The organism is Pseudomonas sp. AC252 (assembly GCF_979258105.1).
This window is the reverse complement of the sequence record NZ_OZ409837.1, coordinates 5,346,611-5,371,927: the sequence shown is the minus strand read 5'-3', so window position 1 is coordinate 5,371,927 and position 25,317 is coordinate 5,346,611. Positions and strand designations below refer to the sequence as shown.

Genomic DNA, 25,317 nt, shown 5'->3' with positions numbered 1-25,317 from the left:
TGTTGTGATTACTGGGCTTTTTCGGCAGCCAGTTCTTCCAGATCGATGTAGCGGTTACCGATGCGCGGGTGCAGGCGGCCACCGTCGGCGCAACCCAGCACGACGACGATTTCGTCGGCACGCGGCGCGTCTTCGATCTGCATTTCCAGAGTGATGTAGTGCGAACGCAGGCCTTCGTCGTCCTTGTGCATCATCGGGATCTGAATCGAAGTGCCCGGACCGCCGCGCTTGTTGGTGAAGCTCAGGTAGCTCTTGGCTTTCACCGCTTCGCGGTAGTGGTTGCCGAAGCGCAGGGTGTGGATCACCGCCGACGCGTGCTCGATCTCGCCATCAGCGCCGACTACCGCCGCTTTGCCGTAAGCCTCGATCTTCTCGGCACCGCCGATAATGCCGACCAGACGCTCGACCATCATTGCGCCGAGGTCGGAGCAGTTGGCGCGGATCTGCGGCTTGAGGTCTTCGACAAAACCGTTGCCCACCCAGGGGTTCTTCATCACCACGGCGAGGCCGACCATGGTCACCGGCTTGTCAGTAGCCTTGCCGCCTTCGATGAAGGTTTCTTCGACATAGCTGACGATCTTGCGAATTTCGAAACTCATGAGCTGCTCCGTTGGGGGATTGAGAGTGTCTGTGCGTCTGATGGTATACCATAATACCGATCCTGCAAGTCCCTCTGAAGAGATTTGCCTCATCACCCCGGCGAATGGTCATGTATTCAAATCCCGCACTCACCACCAACCCCTGTGGGAGCGAGCTTGCTCGCGAAGGCGGTGTGTCATTCAACTCAAATGTTGACTGATCCGGCGCTTTCGCGAGCAAGCTCGCTCCCACAGGGGAATTTCTTCGTTACAGAAGGCCGCTTTCGGTTAACAAAAGATAACGTGGCGCCGATTGTCAGACATTTGCAAAGCCCGATAGGATGAGCCAGCTTCCGAAGGGGCTCTGGATTGCGGGTTTCAGGACTATGCTTCCGAAACGCCACCAGCCGAGCACCCTTGCGGCGCCCTTGAAGGCCCGATGGCCCAACAATAATAAATAGGGGAAGGTCTATGAGTCGTTGCCGCCCGCCGGCGTTACGCAACACCGCGTTGCTGGCCACAGCACTCTCGCTGCTGGGCTTTGCCACGTTATCGGCACCTGTGATTGCGGCCGAGGCCCCGGCTGACGTGGTCTATGCCACCGAATCGGCCAAGGCCGCCAAAAGCCTCATTCTCGATGTCGTCCACGCTGGCGCGCGTCTGGTCGCGGTCGGCGATCGCGGGCACATCGTCTATTCCGATGACCAGGGCAAGACCTGGACCCAGGCCAAGGTGCCGACCCGGCAACTGCTCACCGCCGTGTATTTCGTCGACGACAAAAACGGTTGGGCCGTGGGCCACGACGCGCAGATTCTCGCCAGCGCAGACGGCGGTCTGACCTGGACCAAACAATTCGAAGACCTTGCACGTGAATCGCCGCTGCTCGACGTCTGGTTCAAGGACGCCAGCAGCGGCTTTGCCGTGGGCGCCTACGGCACGCTGCTGGAGACCACCGACGGCGGCAAGCACTGGGAAGACGTCAGCGATCGCCTCGACAACGAAGACCAGTTCCACCTCAACGCCATCGCCGCCGTGAAAGACGCCGGGCTGTTCATCGTCGGCGAGTCCGGCAGCATGTTCCGCTCCGCCGATGACGGCCAGACCTGGGAAAAACTCGAAGGCCCGTACGAAGGTTCACTGTTCGGCGTGATCGGCACGGCGCAAGCGCAGACCCTGCTGGCGTACGGCTTGCGCGGCAATCTTTATCGCTCCACCGATTTCGGCAGCAACTGGGAGCAGGTCGAACTCAAAGCCGCACGCGGTGCGCTGGAGTTCGGCCTGTCCGGCGGCACGCTTCTGGAAGACGGCTCGATCGTCATCGTCGGCAACGGCGGCTCGGTGATCAGCAGCAGCGACAACGGCGAAACCTTCAGCGTGTTCAACCGCCCGGATCGCATTTCGCTGTCGTCGGTCACCGCCGCCGGCAACGGCAACCTGATTCTGACCGGGCAGGGTGGTTTGCACATCACCCAGCCAAACGGTGCCGAGACCAATAACAAGAAGGCGGGGCTATGACTTCCTTGATCACTCCTCAGCAGGAAAAGGCGACGGTTCTCGAGCGCCTGATCTTCAACAACCGCCCGGCCGTGATCCTGATCTGCCTGGTGGTGAGCATTTTCCTGTTCTGGCAGGCCACGCTGATTCGGCCGTCGACCAGTTTCGAAAAAATGATCCCGCTGCAGCATCCCTTCATCGAAAAGATGATGGAGCACCGCAACGATCTGGCGAACCTCGGCAACACCGTGCGTATTTCGGTGGAAGCCACCGACGGCGACATTTTCTCCAAGGAGTACATGGAGACCCTGCGCCAGATCAACGACGAAGTGTTCTACATTTCCGGCGTCGATCGTTCCGGCCTCAAATCGCTGTGGAGCCCGAGCGTACGCTGGACCGAAGTGACCGAAGAGGGTTTCGCCGGCGGTGAAGTGATTCCGCAGAGCTACAACGGCTCCCAGGACAGCCTCGATCTGCTGCGCAACAACGTGCTCAAGTCCGGCCAGGTCGGACGTCTGGTGGCCAACGACTTCAAGTCGAGCATCGTCGACATCCCGCTGCTCGAGGCCTATCCGGACCCGCAGGATCAGGGCAAGTTGCTGGCGCTGGACTATCGCCAGTTCTCCCATGAACTCGAAGACAAGATCCGCAACAAGTTCGAAGCGCAGAACCCCAACATCAAGATCCACATCGTCGGTTTCGCCAAGAAAGTCGGTGACCTGATCGACGGTCTGGTGATGGTGGTGCTGTTCTTCGGTGTCGCCTTCGTCATCACCCTGATTCTGCTGCTGTGGTTCACCAACTGCCTGCGCAGCACCATTGCGGTGTTGAGCACGACGCTGGTGGCGGTGGTCTGGCAACTGGGGTTGATGCACTTCTTCGGCTTCGGGCTCGACCCGTATTCGATGCTGGTGCCGTTCCTGATTTTCGCCATCGGCATTTCCCACGGCGTGCAGAAAATCAACGGTATCGCCCTGCAATCCAGCGAGGCCGATAACGCCCTGACCGCTGCGCGGCGCACCTTCCGCCAGTTGTTCCTGCCGGGGATGATCGCGATTCTGGCCGATGCGGTGGGCTTCATCACCCTGCTGATCATCGACATCGGGGTGATCCGTGAACTGGCGATCGGCGCGTCCATCGGCGTTGCGGTGATCGTGTTCACCAACCTGATCCTGCTGCCGGTGGCGATTTCCTATGTCGGCATCAGCAAGCGCGCGATTGCCAAGAGCAAGAAGGACGCCAACCGCGAACACCCGTTCTGGCGCCTGCTGTCGAACTTCGCCAGCCCGAAAGTCGCACCGATTTCGGTAGCGCTGGCGCTGATCGCCTTCGGTGGCGGCCTCTGGTACAGCCAGAACCTGAAGATCGGCGACCTCGACCAGGGCGCGCCGGAACTGCGTCCGGACTCGCGCTACAACAAGGACAACAACTTCATCATCAGCAACTACTCCACCAGCTCCGACGTGCTGGTGGTGATGGTCAAGACCAAGGCCGAAGGCTGCTCGCGCTACGAAGCCATGGCGCCGATCGATCAACTGATGTGGAAGATGCAGAACACCGAGGGCGTGCAGTCGGCGATCTCGCTGGTGACCGTGTCCAAGCAGATGATCAAGGGCATGAACGAGGGCAACCTGAAATGGGAAACCCTGTCGCGCAACCCGGACGTACTGAACAACTCGATCGCCCGCGCCGATGGCCTGTACAACAACAGCTGCTCGCTGGCGCCAGTGCTGGTGTTCCTCAACGATCACAAAGCTGAGACCCTCGATCGTGCGGTGAGCGCGGTGCAGGAATTCGCCAAGGAAAACAACAAGGACGGCCTGGAATTCATCCTCGCCGCTGGTAACGCCGGGATCGAAGCGGCCACCAACGAAGTCATCAAACAGGCCGAGCTGACCATCCTGATCCTGGTGTACATCTGCGTCGCGGTGATGTGCATGATCACCTTCCGCTCCTGGGCTGCAACCCTGTGCATCGTCCTGCCGCTGGTGCTGACCTCGGTACTCGGCAACGCGCTGATGGCGTTCATGGGCATCGGCGTGAAAGTCGCGACGCTGCCAGTGGTGGCGCTGGGCGTGGGGATTGGTGTGGACTACGGTATCTACATCTACAGCCGACTGGAAAGTTTCCTGCGTGCCGGGCTGCCGTTGCAGGAAGCCTATTACCAAACGCTGAAGTCCACCGGTAAAGCCGTGCTGTTCACCGGCCTGTGCCTGGCGATCGGCGTGTGTACCTGGATCTTCTCGGCGATCAAGTTCCAGGCCGACATGGGCCTGATGCTGACCTTCATGCTGCTGTGGAACATGTTCGGCGCGCTGTGGCTGTTGCCAGCGCTGGCGAAGTTCCTGATCAAGCCGGAGAAACTGGCGGGGCAGAAGGGTAATTCGTTGTTTGCCCACTGATCTGAAGGCCTGAAACGACAAAGCCGCAACCTTGAGGGGTTGCGGCTTTGTTATTTTTGAACCAGGCGCCGATTCCCCTGTGGGAGCGAGCCTGCTCGCGAAGGCAGAGTGTCAGACAGCACAAATGTCACAGGCAGACCGCTTTCGCGAGCAGGCTCGCTCCCACAGGCCGATCTTCAGCTCTAAGTGAGCTCAGCACCCAGCACCACACTCAACGCACTGCGCGCATCATCCAGCTGCACCAGCGTCGCATGCCGGGCACCCAGCGCGTCGCGATTTTCAATTGCCGTCAGAATCGCCTTGTGCCTGGGCAACGCCAGTTCATGCAGATTCGGCCGTTGATTGGAATGCTTCAACGCCTCGGCGATCGCTACCGCCAACATGTTGCACAGGTTCGCCAGCAGGTCGTTGTGCGTGGCATCGGCAATGCGGCTGTGGAAGTCCAGGTCCGGCTGCAACAGCGCTTCCGGGGTCGGCGCGGCTTCCATGCGTTGGTAGGCTTCGTTGATCGCGGCGATGTCGGCATCCGTCGCATGCTGAGCGGCGAGGGCGGCGGCGGCCGGTTCGATGATGCTGCGCACACTGGTCAGCACGTTGAAGAATTCATTCTGCGGGCTGCTTTGCATCAGCCAGTGCAGCACGTCCGGGTCGAGCATGTGCCACTCGCGGCGCGCCTTGACGACCGTGCCCACGCGCGGTTTGGAATACACCAACCCCTTGGCCACCAGCACTCGAGTCGCTTCGCGCAACACCGGCCGACTGACCGCGTACTCCTCGCAGAGCAGGGCTTCGGCGGGCAGTTTGTCGTCGGGCAAAAAGCGTCCGGAGACGATCTGCATGCCCAATTCCTGGACGATGCGCGAGTGCATGCTTTTACGGTCGGAAGGTTTGCGGTAATCCATGGGGAGTGGCGCGATCCTGAGCGATGGAGATGCCGCGCATCATAGCAGGCACGGCACAATCTTGAGGTAGGCAATGATCGTTCCCACGCTCTGCGTGGGAATGCCTCAAGGGACGCTCCGCGTTCCAGCTCTGAAAGGGACGCGGAGCGTCCCGGGCTGCATTCCCACGCGGAGCGTGGGAACGATCAGTGGGGGGTCAATGGGAGTGACGCGGAACCTCGGCACCACGGCAACCGACCAGAAAGTCAAAGTCGCAACCCTGATCCGCCTGCAGCACGTGATCGATGTACAACTGACGATAACCGCCCACCAACAACTGCTGCGGCGCTTGCAGATCAGCCATGCGTGCGGCCAGTTCAGCATCCGGAATGTCCAGATGCAAACGGCCGCTGGCGCAATCGAGTTCGATCCAGTCGCCTTCCTGCACCGCCGCCAAAGGCCCGCCCGCTGCCGCTTCCGGCGCGACGTGCAGAACCACCGTGCCATACGCCGTGCCGCTCATCCGTGCATCGGAAATACGCACCATGTCGGTCACGCCTTCTGCCAACAGCTTGGCTGGCAAACCCATGTTGCCGACTTCGGCCATGCCCGGATAACCCTTCGGCCCGCAGTTCTTCATCACCAGAATCGAATCCTTATCGACGTCCAGCTCCGGATCGTTGATCCGCGCCTTGTACATGTCGAAGTTCTCGAACACCACCGCGCGACCGCGATGCTGCATCAGTTCAGCGCTAGCGGCGGACGGCTTGAGCACCGCGCCCAACGGCGCCAGATTGCCGCGCAACACACAGATGCCACCGTCAGCGCGAATCGGATTGTCGAGGGTGCGGATCACTTGGTCTTCGCCATAGATCGGCGCGTCCTTGGTGTTCTCGCCGATGGACTTGCCGTTGACGGTCAGTGCGTTCGGGTTGGGGATCAGATTGGCTTCACCCAGGCGGCGCAGCACCGCTGGCAAACCACCGGCGTAGTAGAACTCTTCCATCAGGAAACGCCCGGACGGTTGCAGGTCGACGATGGTCGGCATGCCGCGACCGATGCGCGTCCAGTCGTCCAGGTCCAGCTCGACGCCGATGCGCCCGGCGATGGCTTTCAAGTGAATCACGGCGTTGGTCGAACCGCCGATGGCAGCGTTGACGCGAATGGCGTTCTCGAAGGCTTCCTTGGTTAGGATCTTCGACAGTTTCAAATCTTCGCGAACCATCTCCACCGCACGCATGCCGGACATGTGCGCCAGCACATAACGGCGTGCATCCACAGCCGGAATCGCCGCGTTGTGCGGCAGCGAAGTGCCCAGCGCTTCAGCCATGCACGCCATGGTCGACGCGGTGCCCATGGTGTTGCAGGTGCCCGCCGAACGCGACATGCCGCCCTCGGCTGCGAGGAAGTCATCGATGGTGATGGTGCCGGCCTTGACCTGTTCGCTGAGCTGCCAGACCACGGTGCCCGAGCCGATGTCCTTGCCTTTGTGCTTGCCGTTGAGCATCGGCCCGCCGGTGACGACGATGGCCGGCACGTCGCAACTGGCCGCGCCCATCAACAGCGCCGGAGTGGTTTTGTCGCAACCGGTGAGCAGCACGACGCCGTCGATCGGGTTGCCGCGAATCGCTTCCTCAACGTCCATGCTCGCCAGGTTGCGGGTGAGCATGGCAGTCGGGCGCAGGTTCGATTCGCCGTTGGAAAACACCGGGAATTCCACCGGAAAACCACCGGCCTCGATCACCCCGCGTTTGACGTGCTCCGCGATCTGGCGGAAGTGCGCGTTGCACGGAGTCAGTTCCGACCAGGTATTGCAGATGCCGATGATCGGCTTGCCGTGGAACTGATGGTCGGCGATGCCCTGATTCTTCATCCAGCTGCGGTACATGAAGCCGTTCTTGTCGGCCGTGCCAAACCATTGGGCGGAGCGCAGGGTGGGTTTCTTATCAGACATGATCGATTCTCTTATTGTAAGACTATTGTTTGCGAGCTGACGCTTAATCTAAGCTCAAAATCTGCGCTTTGGAAGTGTTGTTGGGTAATTAGTATTACTATATAGTCGTTTTTGACGGAGGGATGGCCCTGGCTGTTTCGGCGAGAGGCGTCCCCCGAGGTTCTATAAAAACAACAATCGGAGACCGATCTCATGAGCCAGGAATTGCGGCTTGTCCGGCGCATCACACTGAAACTGATTCCCTTCCTGATCCTGCTGTACCTGATCGCCTATGTGGATCGCTCCGCCGTCGGCTTTGCCAAGCTGCACATGGGCGCCGACATTGGCATCGGCGACGCCGCCTATGGCCTCGGCGCCGGGCTGTTTTTCATCGGCTACTTTCTTCTCGAAATCCCCAGCAACCTGATGCTCGAACGCTTCGGCGCACGGCGCTGGTTCGCGCGGATCATGATCACCTGGGGCGCGATCACCATCGGCATGGCCTTCGTGCAAGGGCCGCACAGCTTCTATGTGATGCGCTTTCTGCTCGGCGCGGCGGAGGCGGGCTTCTTCCCCGGCGTGCTGTACTACATCACCCAGTGGTTCCCGGTGCGCCATCGCGGCAAGATCCTCGGCCTGTTCATCCTCTCGCAACCCATTGCGATGATGATCACCGGTCCCGTGTCCGGCGGTTTGCTGGGCATGGACGGCATCCTTGGTCTGCACGGCTGGCAGTGGCTGTTCATCGTCATCGGCACCCCGGCAATCCTGCTGACATGGCCGGTGCTGCGCTGGCTGCCGGACGGCCCGCAGCAAGTGAAGTGGATGGATCAGGCGGAAAAAGACTGGCTGACCGGCGAGCTGAAAAAGGATCTGCAGGAGTACGGCCAGACCCGCCACGGCAATCCATTGCATGCGCTGAAAGACAAACGCGTGTTGCTGCTGGCGCTGTTCTATCTGCCAGTGACCCTGAGCATTTATGGCCTCGGCCTGTGGCTGCCGACGCTGATCAAACAGTTCGGCGGCAGCGATCTGGTCACCGGTTTCGTTTCTTCCGTGCCGTACATTTTCGGGATCATCGGTCTGCTGATCATTCCGCGCAGCTCCGATCGTTTGAATGATCGCTACGGCCACTTGGCGGTGCTCTATGTGCTCGGTGCGCTGGGCCTGTTCCTCAGTGCCTGGCTGTCGCTGCCGGTGGCGCAACTGGCGGCGCTGTGTCTGGTGGCATTCGCGTTGTTCTCGTGCACAGCGGTGTTCTGGACCTTGCCCGGGCGTTTCTTTGCTGGCGCCAGTGCGGCGGCGGGGATTGCCTTGATCAACTCGGTGGGCAACCTCGGCGGCTACATCGGGCCGTTCGTGATCGGCGCGTTGAAGGAATACACCGGCAATCTGGCTTCGGGGCTGTATTTCCTCTCGGGCGTGATGGTGTTCGGACTGATTCTCACCGGCATCGTTTATCGCGTTCTGGAACGCAAGCATGTGCTGCCCGTCGACCAGTTCGCCGCCAGCGCCCGTGGCGCGACCCGAACCTGACACCTATGGATCAATTACCACCCCTGTGGGAGCTGGCTTGCCAGCGATGACGGCGGCACATCCAACATTGATGTGTCAGACAGGTTGCTATCGCTGGCAAGCCAGCTCCCACAGGGTTTTGCGGTGTTTCGGAATTTTGGATAAAGGAGAGGACATATGCATCTGGTTCAATTCGAATTACCCAACGGTGAGCGCCGTGTCGGCGTGGTCGACAACGGTCAGGTCCGCGAAGTGCAGGACGCGCGCAGCGTGCGCGATCTGGCTCTGTCCGCGATCGAAGCCGGCGGTTCGCTTGAGCAGCAAGTACAAGGCCTCGGCTTCGGCGCCAGCCACGACTACGCGCAGTTGCTCAAAGACCTGCGCATCCTGCCGCCACTCGATCACCCGGACCCGGCACACATGCTGGTCAGCGGTACCGGCCTGACCCATTTGGGCAGTGCCTCGGCCCGGGACAAGATGCACCAGCAGGCCGGCGATGAAGCGGCGATGACCGACACCATGCGCATTTTCAAATGGGGCGTGGAGGGTGGCAAACCGGCGGCGGGGCAGGCCGGCGTGCAACCAGAGTGGTTCTACAAGGGCGACGGCAGCATCGTCGTGCGTCCGGGGCAGCCGTTCCCGCTGCCGCCGTTCGCCGAAGATGCCGGCGAAGAGCCGGAGATGGCCGGCCTGTACATCATTGGCAACGACGGCAAGCCGTATCGCCTCGGTTTTGCGGTAGGCAACGAGTTCTCCGACCACGTCATGGAGCGCAAGAATTACCTGTACCTGGCGCACTCGAAATTGCGCAGTTGCAGTTATGGTCCGGAACTTCGCACCGGTGAATTGCCTCAACACCTTGCCGGCACCAGCCGAATCCTGCGTGACGGCGAAGTGCTCTGGCAGAACGAGTTCCTCAGCGGCGAGGCCAACATGTGCCACAGCCTGGCGAACCTCGAATACCACCACTTCAAATACAGTCAGTTCCTGCGTCCGGGCGACGTGCACATTCACTTCTTCGGCACTGCGACCCTGTCGTTTGCCGACGGCATCCGCACCCAGCCGGGCGACACGTTCGAAATCAGCCAGGGCGACTTCGGCGCTCCGCTGGTCAACGGTATCGCACCGGTCAAAGCGGCTTGTGAACCGGACAGCATCGGCACCCTTTAAGGAGATCCCATGACTCAGATTCTCGGTCACAACTACATCGGCGGTCAGCGCAGCGCCGCCGGCACCGTCAAACTGCACTCGGTCGACGCCAGCACTGGCGAGGCCCTGCCGCACGATTTCATTCAGGCAACGGCGGAAGAAGTCGACGCCGCCGCCAAGGCCGCCGCTGCGGCTTACCCAACGTATCGCAGCCTCAGCGCCGAACGTCGCGCGCAATTCCTCGATTCGGTCGCTGATGAACTGGATGCGCTTGGCGACGATTTCGTCGCCGTGGTCTGCCGCGAAACCGCGCTCCCGGCCGCTCGCATTCAGGGCGAGCGCGGTCGCACCACCGGGCAGATGCGTCTGTTCGCCAAAGTCCTGCGTCGCGGTGATTTCTATGGCGCACGCATCGATCTGGCCTTGCCGGACCGCCAACCGCTGCCACGTCCGGATCTGCGCCAATACCGCATCGGCCTCGGCCCGGTTGCGGTGTTTGGTGCGAGCAACTTCCCGCTGGCATTCTCCACTGCCGGTGGCGATACCGCAGCAGCACTGGCCGCCGGTTGCCCGGTGGTGTTCAAGGCGCACAGCGGCCACATGGCCACCGCTGAACTGGTCGCCGACGCGATCATTCGTGCAGCGGAAAAAACCGGCATGCCTGCCGGCGTGTTCAACATGATCTACGGTGGCGGCGTCGGCGAATGGCTGGTCAAGCATCCGGCGATTCAGGCCGTTGGTTTCACTGGCTCGCTGAAGGGCGGTCGCGCTTTGTGCGACATGGCCGCTGCACGTCCGCAACCGATCCCGGTGTTTGCCGAGATGTCGAGCATCAACCCGGTCATCGTCCTGCCCCAGGCACTGGCCACGCGCTCGGAAACCGTCGCGCGCGACCTTACCGCTTCGGTGGTGCAGGGTTGCGGTCAGTTCTGCACCAACCCGGGTCTGGTCATCGGTATTCGCTCGCCGCAGTTCAGCGCGTTTGTAGAGCAGGTCGCCGCTGCGATCGGTGATCAACCGGCGCAAACCATGCTCAACGCCGGCACCCTCGGCAGCTATGGCAAAGGCCTGGAAAAGCTTCTCGCGCACAGCGGCATCGAGCATCTGGCCGGTAATCCGCAGCAGGGCAACCAAGCGCAGCCGCAGCTGTTCAAGGCTGATGTCAGCCTGTTGATCAACGGTGACGAAGTGCTGCAGGAAGAAGTGTTCGGCCCGACCACGGTAATCGTCGAAGTGGCCGATCAGGCACAACTGAGCGCAGCGCTGCACGGCCTGCACGGTCAATTGACCGCGACGATCATTGGTGAGCCGTCTGACTTCGAGCAATTCGCCGAACTGACGCCACTGCTGGAACAGAAGGTCGGGCGCATCCTGCTCAACGGTTATCCGACCGGTGTCGAAGTGTGCGATTCGATGGTGCATGGCGGGCCGTACCCGGCGACGTCCGATGCGCGCGGCACCTCGGTGGGCACGCTGGCGATCGATCGCTTCCTGCGTCCGGTGTGCTTCCAGAACTACCCGGACAGCTTGCTGCCCGAACCGCTGAAAAACGCCAACCCGCTGCGGATTCAGCGCCTGGTGGATGGCAAGCCATCGCGAGAGGCGATCTAGCCAGCACCGTAATTTCCTGTGTCTTGATCGTTCCCACGCTCTGCGTGGGAATGCAGCCCGGGACGCTCTGCGTCCCACTGGAACGCGGAGCGTCCCTTGAGGCATTCCCACGCGGAGCGTGGGAACGATCAGATCAAAAGATCGCAGCCTTCGGCAGCTCCTACACAAGGGGCAGGGCGCCATGGGCTATCATTGGCCCTTTCCCCCTAGAAAGACTGTTTGCCATGACTGCCCAAACCCTTCTCAACGCCCTCGAACACTGCGGTATGGTCGAAATCGATGGCCTGCACGCCTTCGAATTCGCCCTCGACGAGGACGATAACCTGCACATCGAATGCATCGATGGCCGTGAAGCCAAGCACTGGGAATTCACCCCGGCGCAGGTCGCGGCGGCGACGTTCGATGAGACGCTGCAGAGCTGGCTGATCGTCGGTTACGCCAGCGACACCAAGACCACGGGCGAGCATCGTCTGGTGTGCCTCGGCGACGTAGTCAGCAGCAGCGACGATGAGGATGACAATAATGAAAATGCGTAACTTCTGGCCTTTGCTGATGGCCGGCAGCGTCGGCGCGATGGGGCTTTCCAGCGCCTCTGCCGACACCTTGCAGTTGCTGGTCGGCTCGTACACCGCCGGTTCCAGCCAAGGCATCTACCGCATGCAGTTCGACAGCGCCACCGGCCAGATCGACGCCAAGCCGCTGCAAGTGGTCAAGACCGAAAACCCTTCGTGGCTGACCCTCTCGAAAGACCAGAAGCGCTTGTTCGTGGTCAACGAAAACGGCCCGGGCCAGACTGACCCGGTCGGTCGTGTCAGCAGCTTCGCCATCGACCCGAAGACCCATGCCCTGAGCCTGATCAATCAGGTGCAGAGCCCGGGCAACGAGCCGACCCACTCCAGCCTCAGCGCTGACGCCAAACACCTGTTCGTCAGCAACTACTCGGTGATGGAAGATCCGGGCGGCACCCTGGCGGTATTGCCGGTCGATGCCGACGGCCAGCTGAAACCAGTGGTGCAGATGAGCGGCCACCCGGCGAGTCGGGTCAACCCTGAGCGCCAAGCCTCGAATCACGTGCACTCGACGGTGTCGTCACCGGACGGTCGTTACGTGTTCTCCAATGACTTGGGCGCGGACAAGGTTTTCATCTATCAATACGACCCGAAGGCCAACCCACACCTGCCGCTGACCCCGGCGAAAACCGCCTCGGTGGCACTGCCGGCCGGCAGTGGCCCGCGTCATCTGCTGTTCAGCGCTGACGGCAAGCACGCGTGGCTGACCATGGAGATGAGCGCGCAGGTTGCGGTGTTTGACTACAACGACGGCGTACTGACCCAGACGCAACTGGTCGATCTGGCGGCGGGCCAGCCAACCTCGGACAAGGCCGGCGCGGCGCTGCATGCCTCGGCTGATGGGAAGTTTCTCTACGTGAGCAATCGCGGCACGGCCAATCAGCTCGTAGTGTTCGGCATTGATCCAGCGACCGGTCAGCTCAAAGAGCTGCAAAAGCGCTCAGTCGAAGGTGATCACCCGCGCGAGTTTGCCCTCGATCCGAGCGGAAAATTCGTCTTGATTGCCAACCAGAAGAGCAACCAGATTGTCGTCGTCGAGCGCGATGCCAAGACCGGTCTGCTCGGCAAAACCGTGCAAAAACTGCCGATCGACGCGCCAAGCGATCTTAAATTCCTGGTGCGACAATAAGCCACAGGCCCCGGTCTGCGGGGCCTGCATCGTTGTATTAATTGCACTGATAACGGCTAATGCTACAAAAGATTTCAAGCGAGTAACCCTCGAGCGTTACGTTTGTTTCACAGCCCGACCGGGCAAACCAAGCAAACGAACACGAGGGTTACCGCCATGAACTTCAATCTCTTCTCCGTCATCGCCGCTTCCGCCATTTCTGCCACCGTGGTATTGCCAGCCGGTGCCAACGTCGAAATCGCCAGCAAAAAATCCCACACCCAGAGCTACACCCAGAAATACCTGCAACAAAGCGCCAACTTCTACGCCGCGCTGGATCACAAAACCCAAGCCTGAAATTCCCGTCTCCTGAAAAGGGCTGTCGAAGGCTGCGATTTACGTCAAAGATCGCAGCCTTCGACGGCCCTTTTTGCGCGCGCTCAACACCACCGATCGTTCCCACGCGCTACGTTTTTGATCGTTCCCACGCAGAGCGTGGGAACGATCGAACGATCAGTAAGAGGCATTAATTTGCGCGTGGGAACGATCAGTGGTGCGCGGCATTCGGTCATAGGTTTCTTCAAGCGAGGGAATAGAGCGGCTAAATAATCAACGAAGCTGATGTTCACCATTGCAAACCCTGAGTGGTTACCCCGGCTTTTTTGATTGATTCTGTGGCCATCGAAACCTTTGCCCACGGAGAACACCATGGCCAGCGCAATCCTCACTTCCGCCAAACGCGGCGCCTACCTGGCCATCGGTCTGTACTTGGCCGTGGTGCTGTTCGTCAGCATCAGCGCACAGATGGAACACAGCTTCGACGCTCCGATCGACGTCGCCCACCCCGGCATCCAGTTCGAACTGCGCTCGCAAAGCGCAATGGTTGACCGGGCCGAACTCGCAGGAGTCGGCGGCGCATGAAAGGCTACAGACTCTGGGTCATCGCCAGCCTTGCGCTGATGACCAACGGCGCTTCACTGTTGGGATTTGGCCAGGGCTCGGTGGGCGGCTTGGCTCGGGCGATAGAGGCCAACCACAACATCGCGCACAACATTGAACGAGCCAACACGCTGGGGCTGATGGCCGGCAATCCGCCGGTCAAGGTGGCGGTCGATTTCCTCGGACCGTTCGAAGTGGATTGCATGGCACTGGGCATGTGTAACGCCCTGGCGTAGACAGTGATCGTTCCCACGCTCTGCGTGGGAATGCAGCCCCGGACGCTCTGCGTCCCTCCAAAGCCGAACGCGGAGCGTCCGTTGAGGCATTCCCACGCGGAGCGTGGGAACGATCAATCGGGTTACTTCTTCATGATTGAAGTGAACAGCTCGGATTCGAGCAAGCGCTGTAACCAGGCTTGTAAGCGCACATAAGGCGTCTGCGCGAACCACTCGCGATCAACATGAGCGAACTGGCGCACGAAGGGCAGCAGGGCGATGTCGGCGAGGCTCGGATGATCGGCCAACAAATAAGCGCGGCCTTCGAGTAGCTCATCCAGTTTCTGCAGAAACAACGCACCTTCAGCTCGATAAGCCTCCATCGGCTGCTCAGGGTAGCGCTCGGCGTACTTGTAGCGATTCAATGCCGATTTGAAAATCTGATCATTACCCTCTATCAGTTTTTCCATCCACAGCGCTGCGAACGAATCCCCGGCCAGCAACCAATCATCCGGATCATTCTGCGCCAACGCCCAGCGCATGATCTGCAGACTCTCATCAATCACCACGCCATCGGCATTCAGCACCGGCACCGTGCCTTTGGGCGAGAGCGCGAGCATTTCCGCCGGCTTGTTCTTGAGGCTGACCTCAACGATCTCCACCGGCACGCCCGCATAGCGCAGGGCCATTCGCGCACGCATCGCGTAAGGGCAGCGGCGGAAGGAATACAGCGTGTTCATTTCACCTCCAGCATGCTCAAACCATTGCCCTGGCGTCGCACCTGAATCTGCACCGGGATGCGTTCGTGCATTTCCTGCACGTGGGAAATCACCGCCACCTTGCGCCCCTGCGCCTGCAAGCCGTCGAGCGCGTCCATGGCCAGTTGCAGCGATTCCGGATCGAGACTGCCGAAGCCTTCGTCGATAAACAGCGATTCGATTTTCAGCGTGCTCGACGCCATTGACGCCAGACCCAGCGCCAATGCCAGCGATACGAGGAACGTCTCGCCGCCGGAAAGCGAATGCACTGAGCGCAGTTCGTCGCCCATTTCCGTGTCCATCACCAACAGGCCGAGCATGCTGCCGCCGCGTTTGAGGCGATAGCGTTTGACCAGTTGGCGCAGCTGCGCGTTGGCGTGATGCACGAGCAAGTCGAGGTTGTAGGCCTGAGCGATCTTGCGGAAGGTGTCGCCGGTCGCCGAGCCGATCAAGGCACTGAGCCGCGCCCAGCGCTGGTACTCGGCGTAGGCCTCGGCGATCTGCTGGGCCAGCGCCTGATTGGCGTTCTGCCGGCGCTGGTCTTCAACCTGTTCGGCGCGCAATTCGGCGCAGTGCTGCTCGCTGACGGCGAACTGGTTTTGCAGCTCGGCGAGGGCGCTGTCGAGCTGTTCGGCGTCAAGAGTGCCGTCCTGCCGGGCCTGATGATCGAGCAGTCGCTGATCGCGCTCCTGCAACAAGACCTGGGCCTGTTCGATGGCTTTTTCGTTGTGCTGAAGGGTCTGGCGTAGCTCAGCGACTTGGGCGTCGTCAACGCTCAACAAGTCTTCCAGGCCGCCGTCATCCAGTTCCGGATGGCTGGCGCGCCACTCGGCGATCTTGTTGGCGAGCGCCTGGTCTTCAGCTTCCATCGCCTGCAAGCGTTCCTGCTGCGATTTGAGTTCTGCAGCGATTTGCACAAGCTGTGTGCGCACGCTTTGCAGCTCCTCAGCGGTGCTGGTTTCGGCACTGCGCGCCTGTTCCACCGTGTGTTCCAGTTGCTGCTGCCAATGCTCGGCGCTGCTGTGCTCGCCCAGTAACTGCGCGAGTTTTTCCTGACAGTTTTGCTGTTGCTCGGTCAACGCCGTGAATTGCTGCTCGGCGCTGTGCAGTTGCTGAGTGCGCAGCTGCTGGCGATCCTGCTCTTTCTCCAGCGTTTGTTGGCGTTGCTGCTGTTCGCTCAGTTCTTCCTTTTGCTGCTCGAGCTGGGCCAAACGCTCGGCGATCTGCCGGTCCAACTGCATGAACGTTGCCGCCGGCTCAAGGCGCAAGGCCTCGAGCGTGTCGGCGGGCAACAGCGGGCCGAACGCGGCGAGTTCTTCTTCAAGGCGCTGACGGTCGCTGTTGAGTTCATGCTGCTGATGGCTCAGCTGTTGCGTCGCTTGCTGATGCGCCACTTCGGCCTGACGCAATTGTTGCGACAGGCGCGCGGCGTCCTGTTGCAAGGTGAGCAGGGCGCTTTGCCGTTGTTCGTCCTGAGTGATGCTCTGGTTCAACTGCTCGGTCTGGCGGCTGAGCCAGGCGTCGCGTTTGTCGGCGTCCTGATTGAACAGTTGCGCGGCCAGCGGATGCGCGTCGAGGCTCGGCGCCAGGGCTTGTTGCTGCGCCGCCAGTTGTTCCTGTTGCTGCAGCAGCTCCTTCTGTTGTGCGATCACGCCACCGACTTCGCCGCGCAGCTCGATCAGTTTTTCCTTGAGCTGATCGACCACTTGCTGGACGTTGGCCTGTTCGCTTTCATCGTGGCGGCCGAGGCTTTGCAACAGCGCTTCGGGCTGATGATACGGATGCTCGTTGCTGCCGCAGACCGGACAGGGCTGATCGTCCTGCAACTGCGCGCGCAACTCTTCGACACTGGCGCTGCGCGCCAGCCGCTGCCGCTCGAGCAGTTCCCGAGTGACGCTGAGGGTCTGCTCGGCGACGGTCAGTTCGGCCTTGGTTTTCACCCCGTCCTGGGTCAGGCGTTCGCGTTGTTGCTGCGCGTCGAGCTGGCGTTGTTGCAACTCGGCGCTGCGCTTGTCGAGATCCTGCTGAGACGCCCACAAGCGCGACAGGTCTTCGATTGCGCGCAGCTGTTTGCGGTTGTCCTGGAGCAAGGTGCCGAGCAGGCCGATCTGTTCGGCCACCGCATCGGGCTCTGCGCCGGCCTCTTTGAACAGCACTTCAAGTTGCTGTTTGTGCGAGGCTAGTTGCTCAGCACTGCGCGCGGCGTTCTGTTCAAGGGACGCCAGTTCGCTCTGGCCCTTGTTCAAGCGGTTGCCGATCAGCATCAGCTGTTGCAGACGATCGCGATAGGCGCTCCAGGCATCGCTCAACGGCGCCAGATGCGCACTCTGCTCAAGCTCGCTGGCGATGCGTTGCAAGCGCGCGGCGACTTCAGCCTGTTTTTCCTGCAAAGCCTGAATCGCGCTCTGGCCATCCTTGAATGCTTGCTCGGCCGCTTGCCGGGCTTCGGCGCTGCTGGCGGTGTCCTTGATCAGGCGGGCGAGGGTGCTTTGTTCTTCGAATGCCTGACGCAGCAACGGTGCGTTTTCGCTCTGGCGTTGTTGCGCTTCGCTCAGGGCGACTTTTGCTGCGTCGAGGTTTTGCGCAAGTTGCGTCTGGCGTTCGCCCAGCGCCGCGTGTTGTTGGGTGTGCGCGGCAATCTGCGTCGCCAGTGGCGTGAGCAGCGCATCGAGCTCGGCCTTGCGCGCGAACTGATGGCGTTGCGGGCCAAGCTGTTCCAGACGCGTCAGTTTCACCCGCTCGCCGGCCAGTGCCTGCCATTGCTGTTGCGCGTTTTGCAGTTGTTCGCTGGCGGCTTTTTGCGCGTCCTGCAACAGACGCAAATCCTTCAGCCAACTGTGTTGTTGCTCAAGCTGTTTGAGCTGCGCCTGTTGCGCCTTCATCTGTTGCTGCGCGGCGTTGAAGCGCTCGTCGAGTTCGGCGCGGGCTTCCGGTGCCAGCGGCGTCACGCCGGTAGCCTGATCCTGCAACAGCTTGTGGGCTTCGCGGGCCTCTTTGGTCTTGTCGAAGGCGCGGCGGCCGAGGCGGGTGTACAGCGCGGTGTCGGTGAGTTTTTCCAACAGTTCACTGCGGTCGTTGTCGTCAGCCTTGAGGAACGCACTGAACTCACTCTGCGCCAGCAGCACAGCGCGAGTGAACTGTTCAAAGTTCAGGCCCAGCGCGGCTTCCAGCTGGGTTTTGTATTCGCCTTTCTGGCTGGCGAGCAGTTGATCCTGATCGATATCGCGCAGGCTCTGCCGACTGGCCTGGAGTTTGCCGCCAGCCTTCTCGCGAGCACGATTGGCTTCCCAGCGCGCGCGATAGCGGCGGCCATCGACGCCGACAAAATCCACTTCGGCATAGCCTTCACCGGTGCCGCGTCGCAGCAAGGTGCGCGGGTCGCCAGTGGCGATCTCTCCGTCAGCGTCGGGGACTTTGGCATCGCGACCGGTGTTGTTCAGGCGCGGCACGGCGCCGAACAGCGCCAGACACAAGGCATCGAGCAGGGTACTTTTGCCGGCGCCCGTCGGGCCGGTGATTGCGAACAGGCCGGCGCTGGCCAGCGGTTCAGCGGTGAAATCAATCTCAAACGGCCCGGCCAGCGAGGCCAGGTTCTTCAAACGAATGGCGAGAATCTTCATGGCTGCTCGCCCTCCAGTTGCACGTCCTGCAGCAGTTCGGCAAAGTCCTTGAGCGTCTGGTCGTCGACCTCGCTGCCGTAATTGTCGAGCCAGGCGCGGCTGAACAATTCCTGCGGGGTGAGCTGGTCGAGTTCGATCAACGTGCTGCCGTCATCGCTGCCATCGGCGCCACGATTGCCGGCGTATTCAGCGGCGATGCGCACCAGTCGCACGGCTTTGCCTTGCAGTGCGGTTTCCACTTGATGGCGCAGATCCGGTTGCGGCTCATCCAGGCGCACGCGCACTTCCAGCCATGGCTGGCGCTGGGTTTCGGCCAGCAGATCGATGTTCGGCAAGTCGGCCAGTTGCAGCAGGATCTCGGCCAGCGGCGCGGGGCCAATGCGTTGCAGATTGACCGAGCGCGGGATCAATTTCGGCTCGACGCTGACCAGAGTTTCACCGTCCAGGACCACATCGAGAATCTGATGCTGATAACCGATTTCGGAGAACGACAGCGGAATCGGCGAGCCGCTGTAGCGGATGCGCTCCTCGCCGTTGACCTTCTGCGGCTTGTGCAAATGGCCGAGGGCGACGTAACTGATGCTTTCGCCGAACAGGCTGGCGGGCAGCGCTTCGGCATTGCCGATGATCAGGCTGCGCTCGGAATCCTCCGACACCGAACCCCCGGCCATGTGCGCGTGGCTGATAGCGATCAACGCCTGACCGGGCTGGCGCTTGGCATTCGCCGCCGCGATCAGCCATTCATGCACCTGACCGATGCCGCGCAGATAGTTGTCACCCAGATGCGCGCCAGTGACTTCCGCCGGGCGCAAGAACGGCAGCGCCAGACACCACGCGGCGATTTCACCGGTTTTATCCGGCAACGGCAGCAACAGCCGTTCGGCGTCCAGTTGCCCGTCATCCAGCCACAACACCCGACCCAGCGCATGGGTGCGCAAACGCCGCATCAACGGCGCGGGCAATTCGATCCGTGAGCCGGAATCATGGTTGCCGGCAATCATGACGATGGTCAGCAGCGGCTGCTGTTCGTGAGCGCTGACGATGAAGTCGTAAAGGCGTTCCTGAGCTTTGACCGGCGGATTGACCGTATCGAAGATGTCCCCGGCGATCAGCAGCACATCCGGCTGCGCCAAGTGCAACTGGCGCAGCAGCCATTCGAGAAAACACGCGTGCTCGAAATCGCGCTCCTGGCCGTGCAGGTTTTGCCCAAGGTGCCAGTCGGAGGTGTGGAACAGACGCAAGGTGGACTCCGCATTTTGATCAAGAGGGTGGCCGCGAGGAACAAAGGGCGGCGAGAGGAGGGGAGTTTACTGGCAAATCACGCCCCTTGCCTTGTCGTGTGTCTGCTTGCACCGACAGCGGCGAATATTTCGGTAATCGGCCGATGCGGCTGGCGCTTGTGCATCCGCCGCACTTGTTCGCTCAGTCGCAACAACTCTTCACTGGGCTTGGCCCATTGCTCTTTCGGCAGCGGCTCGGACCATTCGCGCATGACTTCCGGCAGCGCCTGCTTGCCGATTCGTTCCAGGCGGCGCACTTCCCATTCGACCAAACGGTTGGGAATCGTCCATAAGGTCATGACGTGATACAGGTACCAGAAGAACCCCGACAACCGCGAGCGGCGGCCTTCATGGATCTGCTGATGCATCCGCGCGCGGGCGTTACGAAAAGTGTGCATGCCTTCGTGGGGTGGGTCGTCCGGGCCTTGCAGGTCTTGCAGGTCCTGGATCGATTTGAGGTCGTTGACCTCGTACTCCATGTAGCCGCGAATCGCTTCCCAGTGGCTGATCGCAAGCTCCAGGCCGGCGCATTGGAATTCGAGGCTGGTTAGGGTTTCGCCGTGGTGAAAACCGATGCCCATGCCGTATTGGCGATGGACGCCAAACTGGGTGGCGCCTTTGGCTTCGATGATCCAGGCGCTGAGCGATTCCCATGGAACGAAGACTGGTTCGGACGCCCCTTCGGGCATGAAGCAGACTTCGCGGCGTTGGCGGTTGAAGCGGGTTGGGATGAGGGAGAGGCGTGTTTTGTGGTGGTGGTGGTGCCAGACGCCTAGACTGATTGTTAGAGTGAGAAATAAAACCTCTAAGCCAAGCATTTTGGACTCTCGAAAAATCTCTTGTACGTAGGTCCAACTTTCCCACCCGTCTCCGGACGCCAGCCCAAGAATGCCTCCTGCCACAGGTGTCAGACAGACGAACCAGAAAGCAAGACTGAAAGGACCGCCCAAGGTCATCTGCCAAGAAAATATCTGTGGTGAGCCTGTGCCAAGATCCATGTAGACCTGACTGAGTTCGCCTATATGAGGCCCATAGGGGGGTATGGAAGTTGGTAATGGAAGTGGTGCGAGATAAGTGATTTTTCCACTCGAAAATGGTTCGATGCTTCCAGCTTTTCTGGCTTGCTCACAGATCGTCGTGTTAATCGGCTTGTGGGGTTTAATCTGCATGGTCAGCCCGCTCAAGAAACTGGACTTCGACCAGCAGTATTGGTGGTTTCTTTTTTATTTGCTGGGCTCCTACTACCGGAAAGTGGCCCTTTCCCCGTGGATCAAGTTGAATGATACGAGTTCGCGATATCCCCTCACCTTTTTCATTCGTTGACTCAATGCAAACTGCCAACTCAAGGGTTTCTTTCGCGGGCGTGTATTCAGAATCGAGATTGACTGGATACTTAAGACACAGCACTAATCCATCGGAATCAGACTTAGCGATACTTAGACTGGCTAAAATCTCGTCGCTGATAACTTCTCGCTTTTCCCGTGGCACTCCTCGGCTATGCAGCGGAACGGAAATACGATGCGCTCCTATACCTAAACGGTGCTTGGATTTTCCGCCAAAGGGTGGCAGCAATTCACTTAGTGTCAGGCTGGGTATGACTAGATGGATATCGCCGGGTTTGGGTGTGAGCAACAGTTTTCTCAACCATGACACGTCCTGGTTCGAACCGATCTGAACATAGGGAGCGTTGATCAGAAAGGCTAAATAACTTTGATAGTCGTGAAGTGTATGATCGCCACGCATCTCGGCATCTCTACCCCATGGTGTGATCCGTAACCATTTGTCATGAGCACTGATGTTGTAGCGGTTGAACAGCCAGGCCCCGCTCAACTCAAGCAAGGTGAACAACGCGCCGGCAAGATTAAACCGGAAAAAGACTGTAGAGAGACGGGTTCCGGCGGCGGCCCATGCAGCTGTTCTCGCAGCGCTGTTTGATGCATTGAGTACCTTGTAGCTTGCAGACAAAGTTTGTCCCAGACCATAGGCATTAGCCGACGTCATTCCACTTGCGCCTAAAACTGCGAGCGCGGCGGCCCTCTGTGCCGACGGATTACCACTGCGAATTGACTGTTGCCAATTTTCGAGTTGTTTTGCGAGATTGACTGCTGAGGTTACCAACCCAAGACCGTAGGTAAGAAAGCCCAGTCCGATGTGCAACTTGCCCATTTGTATGTGTACGCTTTGCAATGCCTCGTGCCGAACCCTGGCAATCAGCGCATCGCTACGAGCCTGCAACGCAGTATTGGCGAGGCTTTGCCCTGCAGTGAATCCAGCAGCCCCCGTAGCAGCGAGCGCATTGGCGAAAGGCCCCCACACCCTTTTATTCGCTGTTTGCCTACGTAACTCATGGAAAACTGCTGCCAAATTCACCACCTGCACCAACACCACCAACAACCCCATCCCCTCCGTCCGCACCAGACTCGCCTTCGAAACCCCCGCCACCCCCGCGCGAATATTCTCCAGCAACCCGCGCATTTCTCCGTGCTGCGCCGGCGGAAACACCACCGTCACGCCCGCTTTCGCCGGTGTGGCGCCATACAGTCGCGCCGAGCGATCAGGCACCTCATCAATCGGGCTTAGCGCTGCCGCGAGGCGGCCTTCGAACAAGGCCAGTTGCGTGCGCACGCGGACGATTTCCTGCTGCAATTCCACCGCCCGGGCGGTTTTGTGGCCCTGGCGGTTTTTGTTGTGGGTGAGCTGGTTGCGTTCGCGGTTGAGGGTTTTCAGGTAGTCGCGTTCGCGCAGCACTTCCTTGATCGTGGCTTGCAGCGCCGCTTGCTCCGCCGGGGTGGACACGGTGAAGGTCACGCCGCTGGTTCGCGCGGCGTCGAAGACGCGCAGGCGCAGGGCTTTGGGCAAGCGCTGGAACAGTTCGTCGAGGTCGGGGATTTTCTCGCCGGCAAGATCAAAACCTTCCAGCGCCCGGCTCAGGCCGAGGTTCAGCGCCGGGCTGTAGGTGTCCTGCACGGCATCGGCGAGGACGCGGCTGTGTGCGGGCAGATCGTCGAGGGCCGGCAGCTGCGGCTGCTCGATGCTCTGCAACTTGGCCAGCCAGTCCGGCAGGTTGTTGAACATCGCCATGCCGGCGTTGAACAGCGTTGAATATTGCCCGGCCTGTTCGGTCTGCAAGCGCAGCGGCAAGGTGTAGAACAGCGGACGGGTCAGTTGCGGGTGTTGCTCGAGGTAATCGAGCATTTGTTCGTTGGCCGCGTCGCTGCGGCCGATGTCCTTGAGGCAGGCGTATTCGCTGGCGAGCGCCTGATCGATCTGCAGTTGGCCGTCGAAATACCACGCCGAGCGATGGAAACGCCCGGCGCACAGCAGTTGCGCGCGATCGGCGGTGATGCGTTCGAGCAGGCGATTCCAGCGTCCGAGGTTGTCGCGATGACTGTTCAGCACCTCGTCCATGGCCGGACGGTCGATCAGGTCATTGATGCCGCGTTTGCCGCTGAGCAACGGGCCGTCGAGCACGTCTTTCATGCGCCGGTTCTGATCCTTGCCGAGGTCGACCAGTGTGTTCAGATGACGCTCGACGAAATCGGCCGGGGCGACTTCAGCAAAATATTCGCGGGTGTAAAAGCGTCGGTCCGCCTCGGCGGTGATGCGAGCGTGTGCGGTGAAATCCGGGGCGACGCCGTCGAAACGGTTCAGCGCCAGTGACTCGTCCAAAGCCTTTTCGCGCTGTTGTTGCAGTTCAGGTCGAGCCTGAGTATCGGTCGGGACAACCTCACCACCCTTGTTCAAATAGTCGAGCAGCGCCTGCCGGGTATTTTCCCGATCCGGTTCGGGCAATTGCTCCAGTTCAGCGAACAATGCCTGGGCGCGCGGATCGTCGCTGGCCTTGGCCAAAGTGTCGAAGTCCTGAGATCCGAGCTGACTCAGCGACTCGATGTAACTGGCCAGCAGATAGTCGCGCTCGTTGTTGTCGGTGTTGCTCCACTGCTCGATCCAGCCGACCACCAGGTCCTGATAATCAGCCAGATCACGCATCACCCCGAGGTCGTCGTTGACCAACAGAAACAGCGTGTCGTCCTGATATGGCCCCCGCACCCGCCCGAGAAATTCGCCGATATGCGCCTCGCGAAAACGTCGCGGGTTTTCCCACAGATAGGGTTCGCGTTCGTGCTCCGGCGCATCGCTGACCTGCACCGTCGGCATCCGCGTGGCGTCCGCCTCGGCCAGCGGTTTCGCTGTGCAGGCCACTTCCGCCAGCCACTGTTTGGCCTGGGCCACGGTGAGCAGATGCTCGCCGCCGATCAGACAATGCACCGGGCCGAGATCGACCGCCTGCATGAAGTGCTCGCGCTCCTCCGCGCTGTCCAGCACCTGCCGGCACTTCGCCGCGCTCAACTGCACGTCGGCGAAGGTCACGTAGAGGGTGCTTTTGCGCGAGAAGATCAACGCCGGACGTTCTTCGATGGCGCTGCGCTGCTCCTCGCTGACGCTTTTGCCGCGATGCAGCAATGCGCTGATCACGCCTTCAAGCACGCGGTATTCGTAGAGCTCACCGCTGAGACTGTCGACGATGTACAGCCAGCCATCGCGCAGGCGGCGAATGCCCATGGGACGCGTGGTCAGGGTGTACGGCAGCGTGAGTTCGCTGCTGGGGTCGAAGGGTTTTTCGACAAGGCCGTACGCGAGGGGCAACAGTTGCACGTGGGTGTTGCGCAAGGGGCAGGCGGCGGGGCCGATGATCGGGGCTTTGGACGCGGCGGCTGCCGCAAGGTTGGCGGGGTGCATCATTGAGCACATTTCCCTGTGTCTATTTGTGACAGAGAAATGTGCGTGTATCTGGAAAACGACAGCAGTCAGATCTTTCTGTGTTTTGCGTAGGAATCGAACACTCGGGATGAAACCTACAAGGGATCGTCCGAAATCTTACAGAGGTTACTTCGGATGAATCGTGAGTAACGCTGAAGGCCTACCCGCGCTCGCAAACCGACGCAGGGCAAACAGAGCCTTTAACAGGCGCATTGCCCGAGGATACGAGCTGTACCGCTCATCGAAACCGATTGTTCAACCCATCGATTGATTGACGCCAAAATAGTGGCCACCTAATATCATGCCGGCTGATGCGCTAGTGCAGAGAAGCCAGCGACTCTTTGCGCTCATCCGCGCCGCTGTCCGGCCGAGCATGGCACCTGATCAGATCGATTATTGCCCGTTACAGGATCTTCTACATGGACGTTCGTCGTTCGTATTCCTCGCGCACCAGTCTCCTGCTCCTGTGGGCGAACTCATCAGTTCATTGGCATGCCCAAGCGC

At 60.5% G+C, this 25,317-nt stretch carries 18 protein-coding genes; 10 read left to right on the top strand and 8 right to left on the bottom strand.

What is annotated here, in order from left to right; all coding sequences use genetic code 11:
- Nucleotides 1–8 precede the first annotated feature (8 nt).
- Nucleotides 9–599, bottom strand: coding sequence for an amino acid synthesis family protein (locus ACZZZ4_RS24325; RefSeq protein WP_007968626.1), 591 nt, complete (start codon nt 597–599; stop codon nt 9–11).
- A gap of 450 nt (nt 600–1,049) precedes the next feature.
- On the opposite strand from ACZZZ4_RS24325, the gene ACZZZ4_RS24320 reads away from it, so the two are divergent.
- On the top strand, nt 1,050–2,093 hold the full coding sequence (locus tag ACZZZ4_RS24320) for a WD40/YVTN/BNR-like repeat-containing protein (RefSeq protein ID WP_463549008.1): 1,044 nt from the start codon (nt 1,050–1,052) through the stop codon (nt 2,091–2,093).
- Nucleotides 2,090–4,474 (top strand): efflux RND transporter permease subunit, encoded by a 2,385-nt coding sequence (locus tag ACZZZ4_RS24315; protein WP_137214977.1) that lies wholly within the window; start codon nt 2,090–2,092, stop codon nt 4,472–4,474. Before ACZZZ4_RS24320 ends, ACZZZ4_RS24315 begins: the two co-directional genes overlap by 4 nt.
- Before the next feature lie 182 nt (nt 4,475–4,656).
- On the opposite strand, the gene ACZZZ4_RS24310 is transcribed toward ACZZZ4_RS24315, so the two are convergent.
- Together ACZZZ4_RS24310 and ACZZZ4_RS24305 are read right to left on the bottom strand one after the other, a co-directional pair.
- The gene (locus tag ACZZZ4_RS24310; RefSeq protein WP_016775009.1) at nt 4,657–5,376 is read right to left on the bottom strand and encodes a FadR/GntR family transcriptional regulator; all 720 of its coding nucleotides are present in this window, start codon (nt 5,374–5,376) and stop codon (nt 4,657–4,659) included.
- A gap of 196 nt (nt 5,377–5,572) precedes the next feature.
- The gene (locus ACZZZ4_RS24305; RefSeq protein WP_110645647.1) at nt 5,573–7,309 is read right to left on the bottom strand and encodes an IlvD/Edd family dehydratase; all 1,737 of its coding nucleotides are present in this window, start codon (nt 7,307–7,309) and stop codon (nt 5,573–5,575) included.
- 192 nt (nt 7,310–7,501) lie between these two features.
- Here ACZZZ4_RS24305 and ACZZZ4_RS24300 point away from each other — a divergent pair, with 192 nt between their 5' ends.
- The 8 genes from ACZZZ4_RS24300 to ACZZZ4_RS24265 all read left to right on the top strand — a co-directional run bounded on the left by ACZZZ4_RS24300 (nt 7,502) and on the right by ACZZZ4_RS24265 (nt 14,415).
- On the top strand, nt 7,502–8,824 hold the full coding sequence (locus ACZZZ4_RS24300) for an MFS transporter (protein ID WP_024013183.1): 1,323 nt from the start codon (nt 7,502–7,504) through the stop codon (nt 8,822–8,824).
- A gap of 156 nt (nt 8,825–8,980) precedes the next feature.
- Nucleotides 8,981–9,973, top strand: a complete 993-nt coding sequence (gene araD1 / locus ACZZZ4_RS24295; RefSeq protein WP_463549007.1) for an AraD1 family protein — start codon at nt 8,981–8,983, stop codon at nt 9,971–9,973.
- 9 nt (nt 9,974–9,982) lie between these two features.
- Nucleotides 9,983–11,563 carry an aldehyde dehydrogenase (NADP(+)) gene (locus tag ACZZZ4_RS24290; protein ID WP_463549006.1) on the top strand — a complete coding sequence of 527 codons (1,581 nt, stop codon included), beginning with the start codon at nt 9,983–9,985 and terminating at the stop codon, nt 11,561–11,563.
- 224 nt (nt 11,564–11,787) lie between these two features.
- Nucleotides 11,788–12,099, top strand: a complete 312-nt coding sequence (locus tag ACZZZ4_RS24285; protein ID WP_130911253.1) for a DUF5629 family protein — start codon at nt 11,788–11,790, stop codon at nt 12,097–12,099.
- Nucleotides 12,086–13,261: a lactonase family protein gene (locus ACZZZ4_RS24280; RefSeq protein WP_463549005.1), complete on the top strand. Its 1,176-nt coding sequence runs from the start codon at nt 12,086–12,088 to the stop codon at nt 13,259–13,261. Before ACZZZ4_RS24285 ends, ACZZZ4_RS24280 begins: the two co-directional genes overlap by 14 nt.
- Before the next feature lie 156 nt (nt 13,262–13,417).
- The gene (locus ACZZZ4_RS24275) at nt 13,418–13,597 is read left to right on the top strand and encodes a hypothetical protein (RefSeq protein WP_016775003.1); all 180 of its coding nucleotides are present in this window, start codon (nt 13,418–13,420) and stop codon (nt 13,595–13,597) included.
- Between the two features lie 351 nt (nt 13,598–13,948).
- Nucleotides 13,949–14,161 (top strand): hypothetical protein, encoded by a 213-nt coding sequence (locus ACZZZ4_RS24270; protein ID WP_129999502.1) that lies wholly within the window; start codon nt 13,949–13,951, stop codon nt 14,159–14,161.
- Nucleotides 14,158–14,415 (top strand): hypothetical protein, encoded by a 258-nt coding sequence (locus tag ACZZZ4_RS24265; RefSeq protein ID WP_039763921.1) that lies wholly within the window; start codon nt 14,158–14,160, stop codon nt 14,413–14,415. The genes ACZZZ4_RS24270 and ACZZZ4_RS24265 overlap by 4 nt, the downstream gene beginning before the upstream one ends.
- Nucleotides 14,416–14,537: 122 nt before the next feature.
- Here the strand turns inward: ACZZZ4_RS24265 and ACZZZ4_RS24260 are convergent, their stop codons facing one another.
- The 5 genes from ACZZZ4_RS24260 to ACZZZ4_RS24240 form a co-directional block, all read right to left on the bottom strand.
- Nucleotides 14,538–15,134 carry a glutathione S-transferase gene (locus ACZZZ4_RS24260; protein WP_463538336.1) on the bottom strand — a complete coding sequence of 199 codons (597 nt, stop codon included), beginning with the start codon at nt 15,132–15,134 and terminating at the stop codon, nt 14,538–14,540.
- A complete protein-coding gene (locus tag ACZZZ4_RS24255; RefSeq protein WP_463549004.1) occupies nt 15,131–18,772 on the bottom strand; it encodes an AAA family ATPase in 3,642 nt (1,213 codons plus the stop codon). Before ACZZZ4_RS24255 ends, ACZZZ4_RS24260 begins: the two co-directional genes overlap by 4 nt.
- Nucleotides 18,769–20,013, bottom strand: coding sequence for an exonuclease SbcCD subunit D C-terminal domain-containing protein (locus tag ACZZZ4_RS24250; protein WP_463549003.1), 1,245 nt, complete (start codon nt 20,011–20,013; stop codon nt 18,769–18,771). Before ACZZZ4_RS24250 ends, ACZZZ4_RS24255 begins: the two co-directional genes overlap by 4 nt.
- A 77-nt stretch (nt 20,014–20,090) precedes the next feature.
- A complete protein-coding gene (locus ACZZZ4_RS24245; protein WP_463549002.1) occupies nt 20,091–21,221 on the bottom strand; it encodes a hypothetical protein in 1,131 nt (376 codons plus the stop codon).
- Complete coding sequence (locus tag ACZZZ4_RS24240) at nt 21,211–24,795, bottom strand: toxin VasX (RefSeq protein WP_463549001.1); 3,585 nt, start codon at nt 24,793–24,795, stop codon at nt 21,211–21,213. The genes ACZZZ4_RS24245 and ACZZZ4_RS24240 overlap by 11 nt, the downstream gene beginning before the upstream one ends.
- Nucleotides 24,796–25,317: the final 522 nt, after the last annotated feature.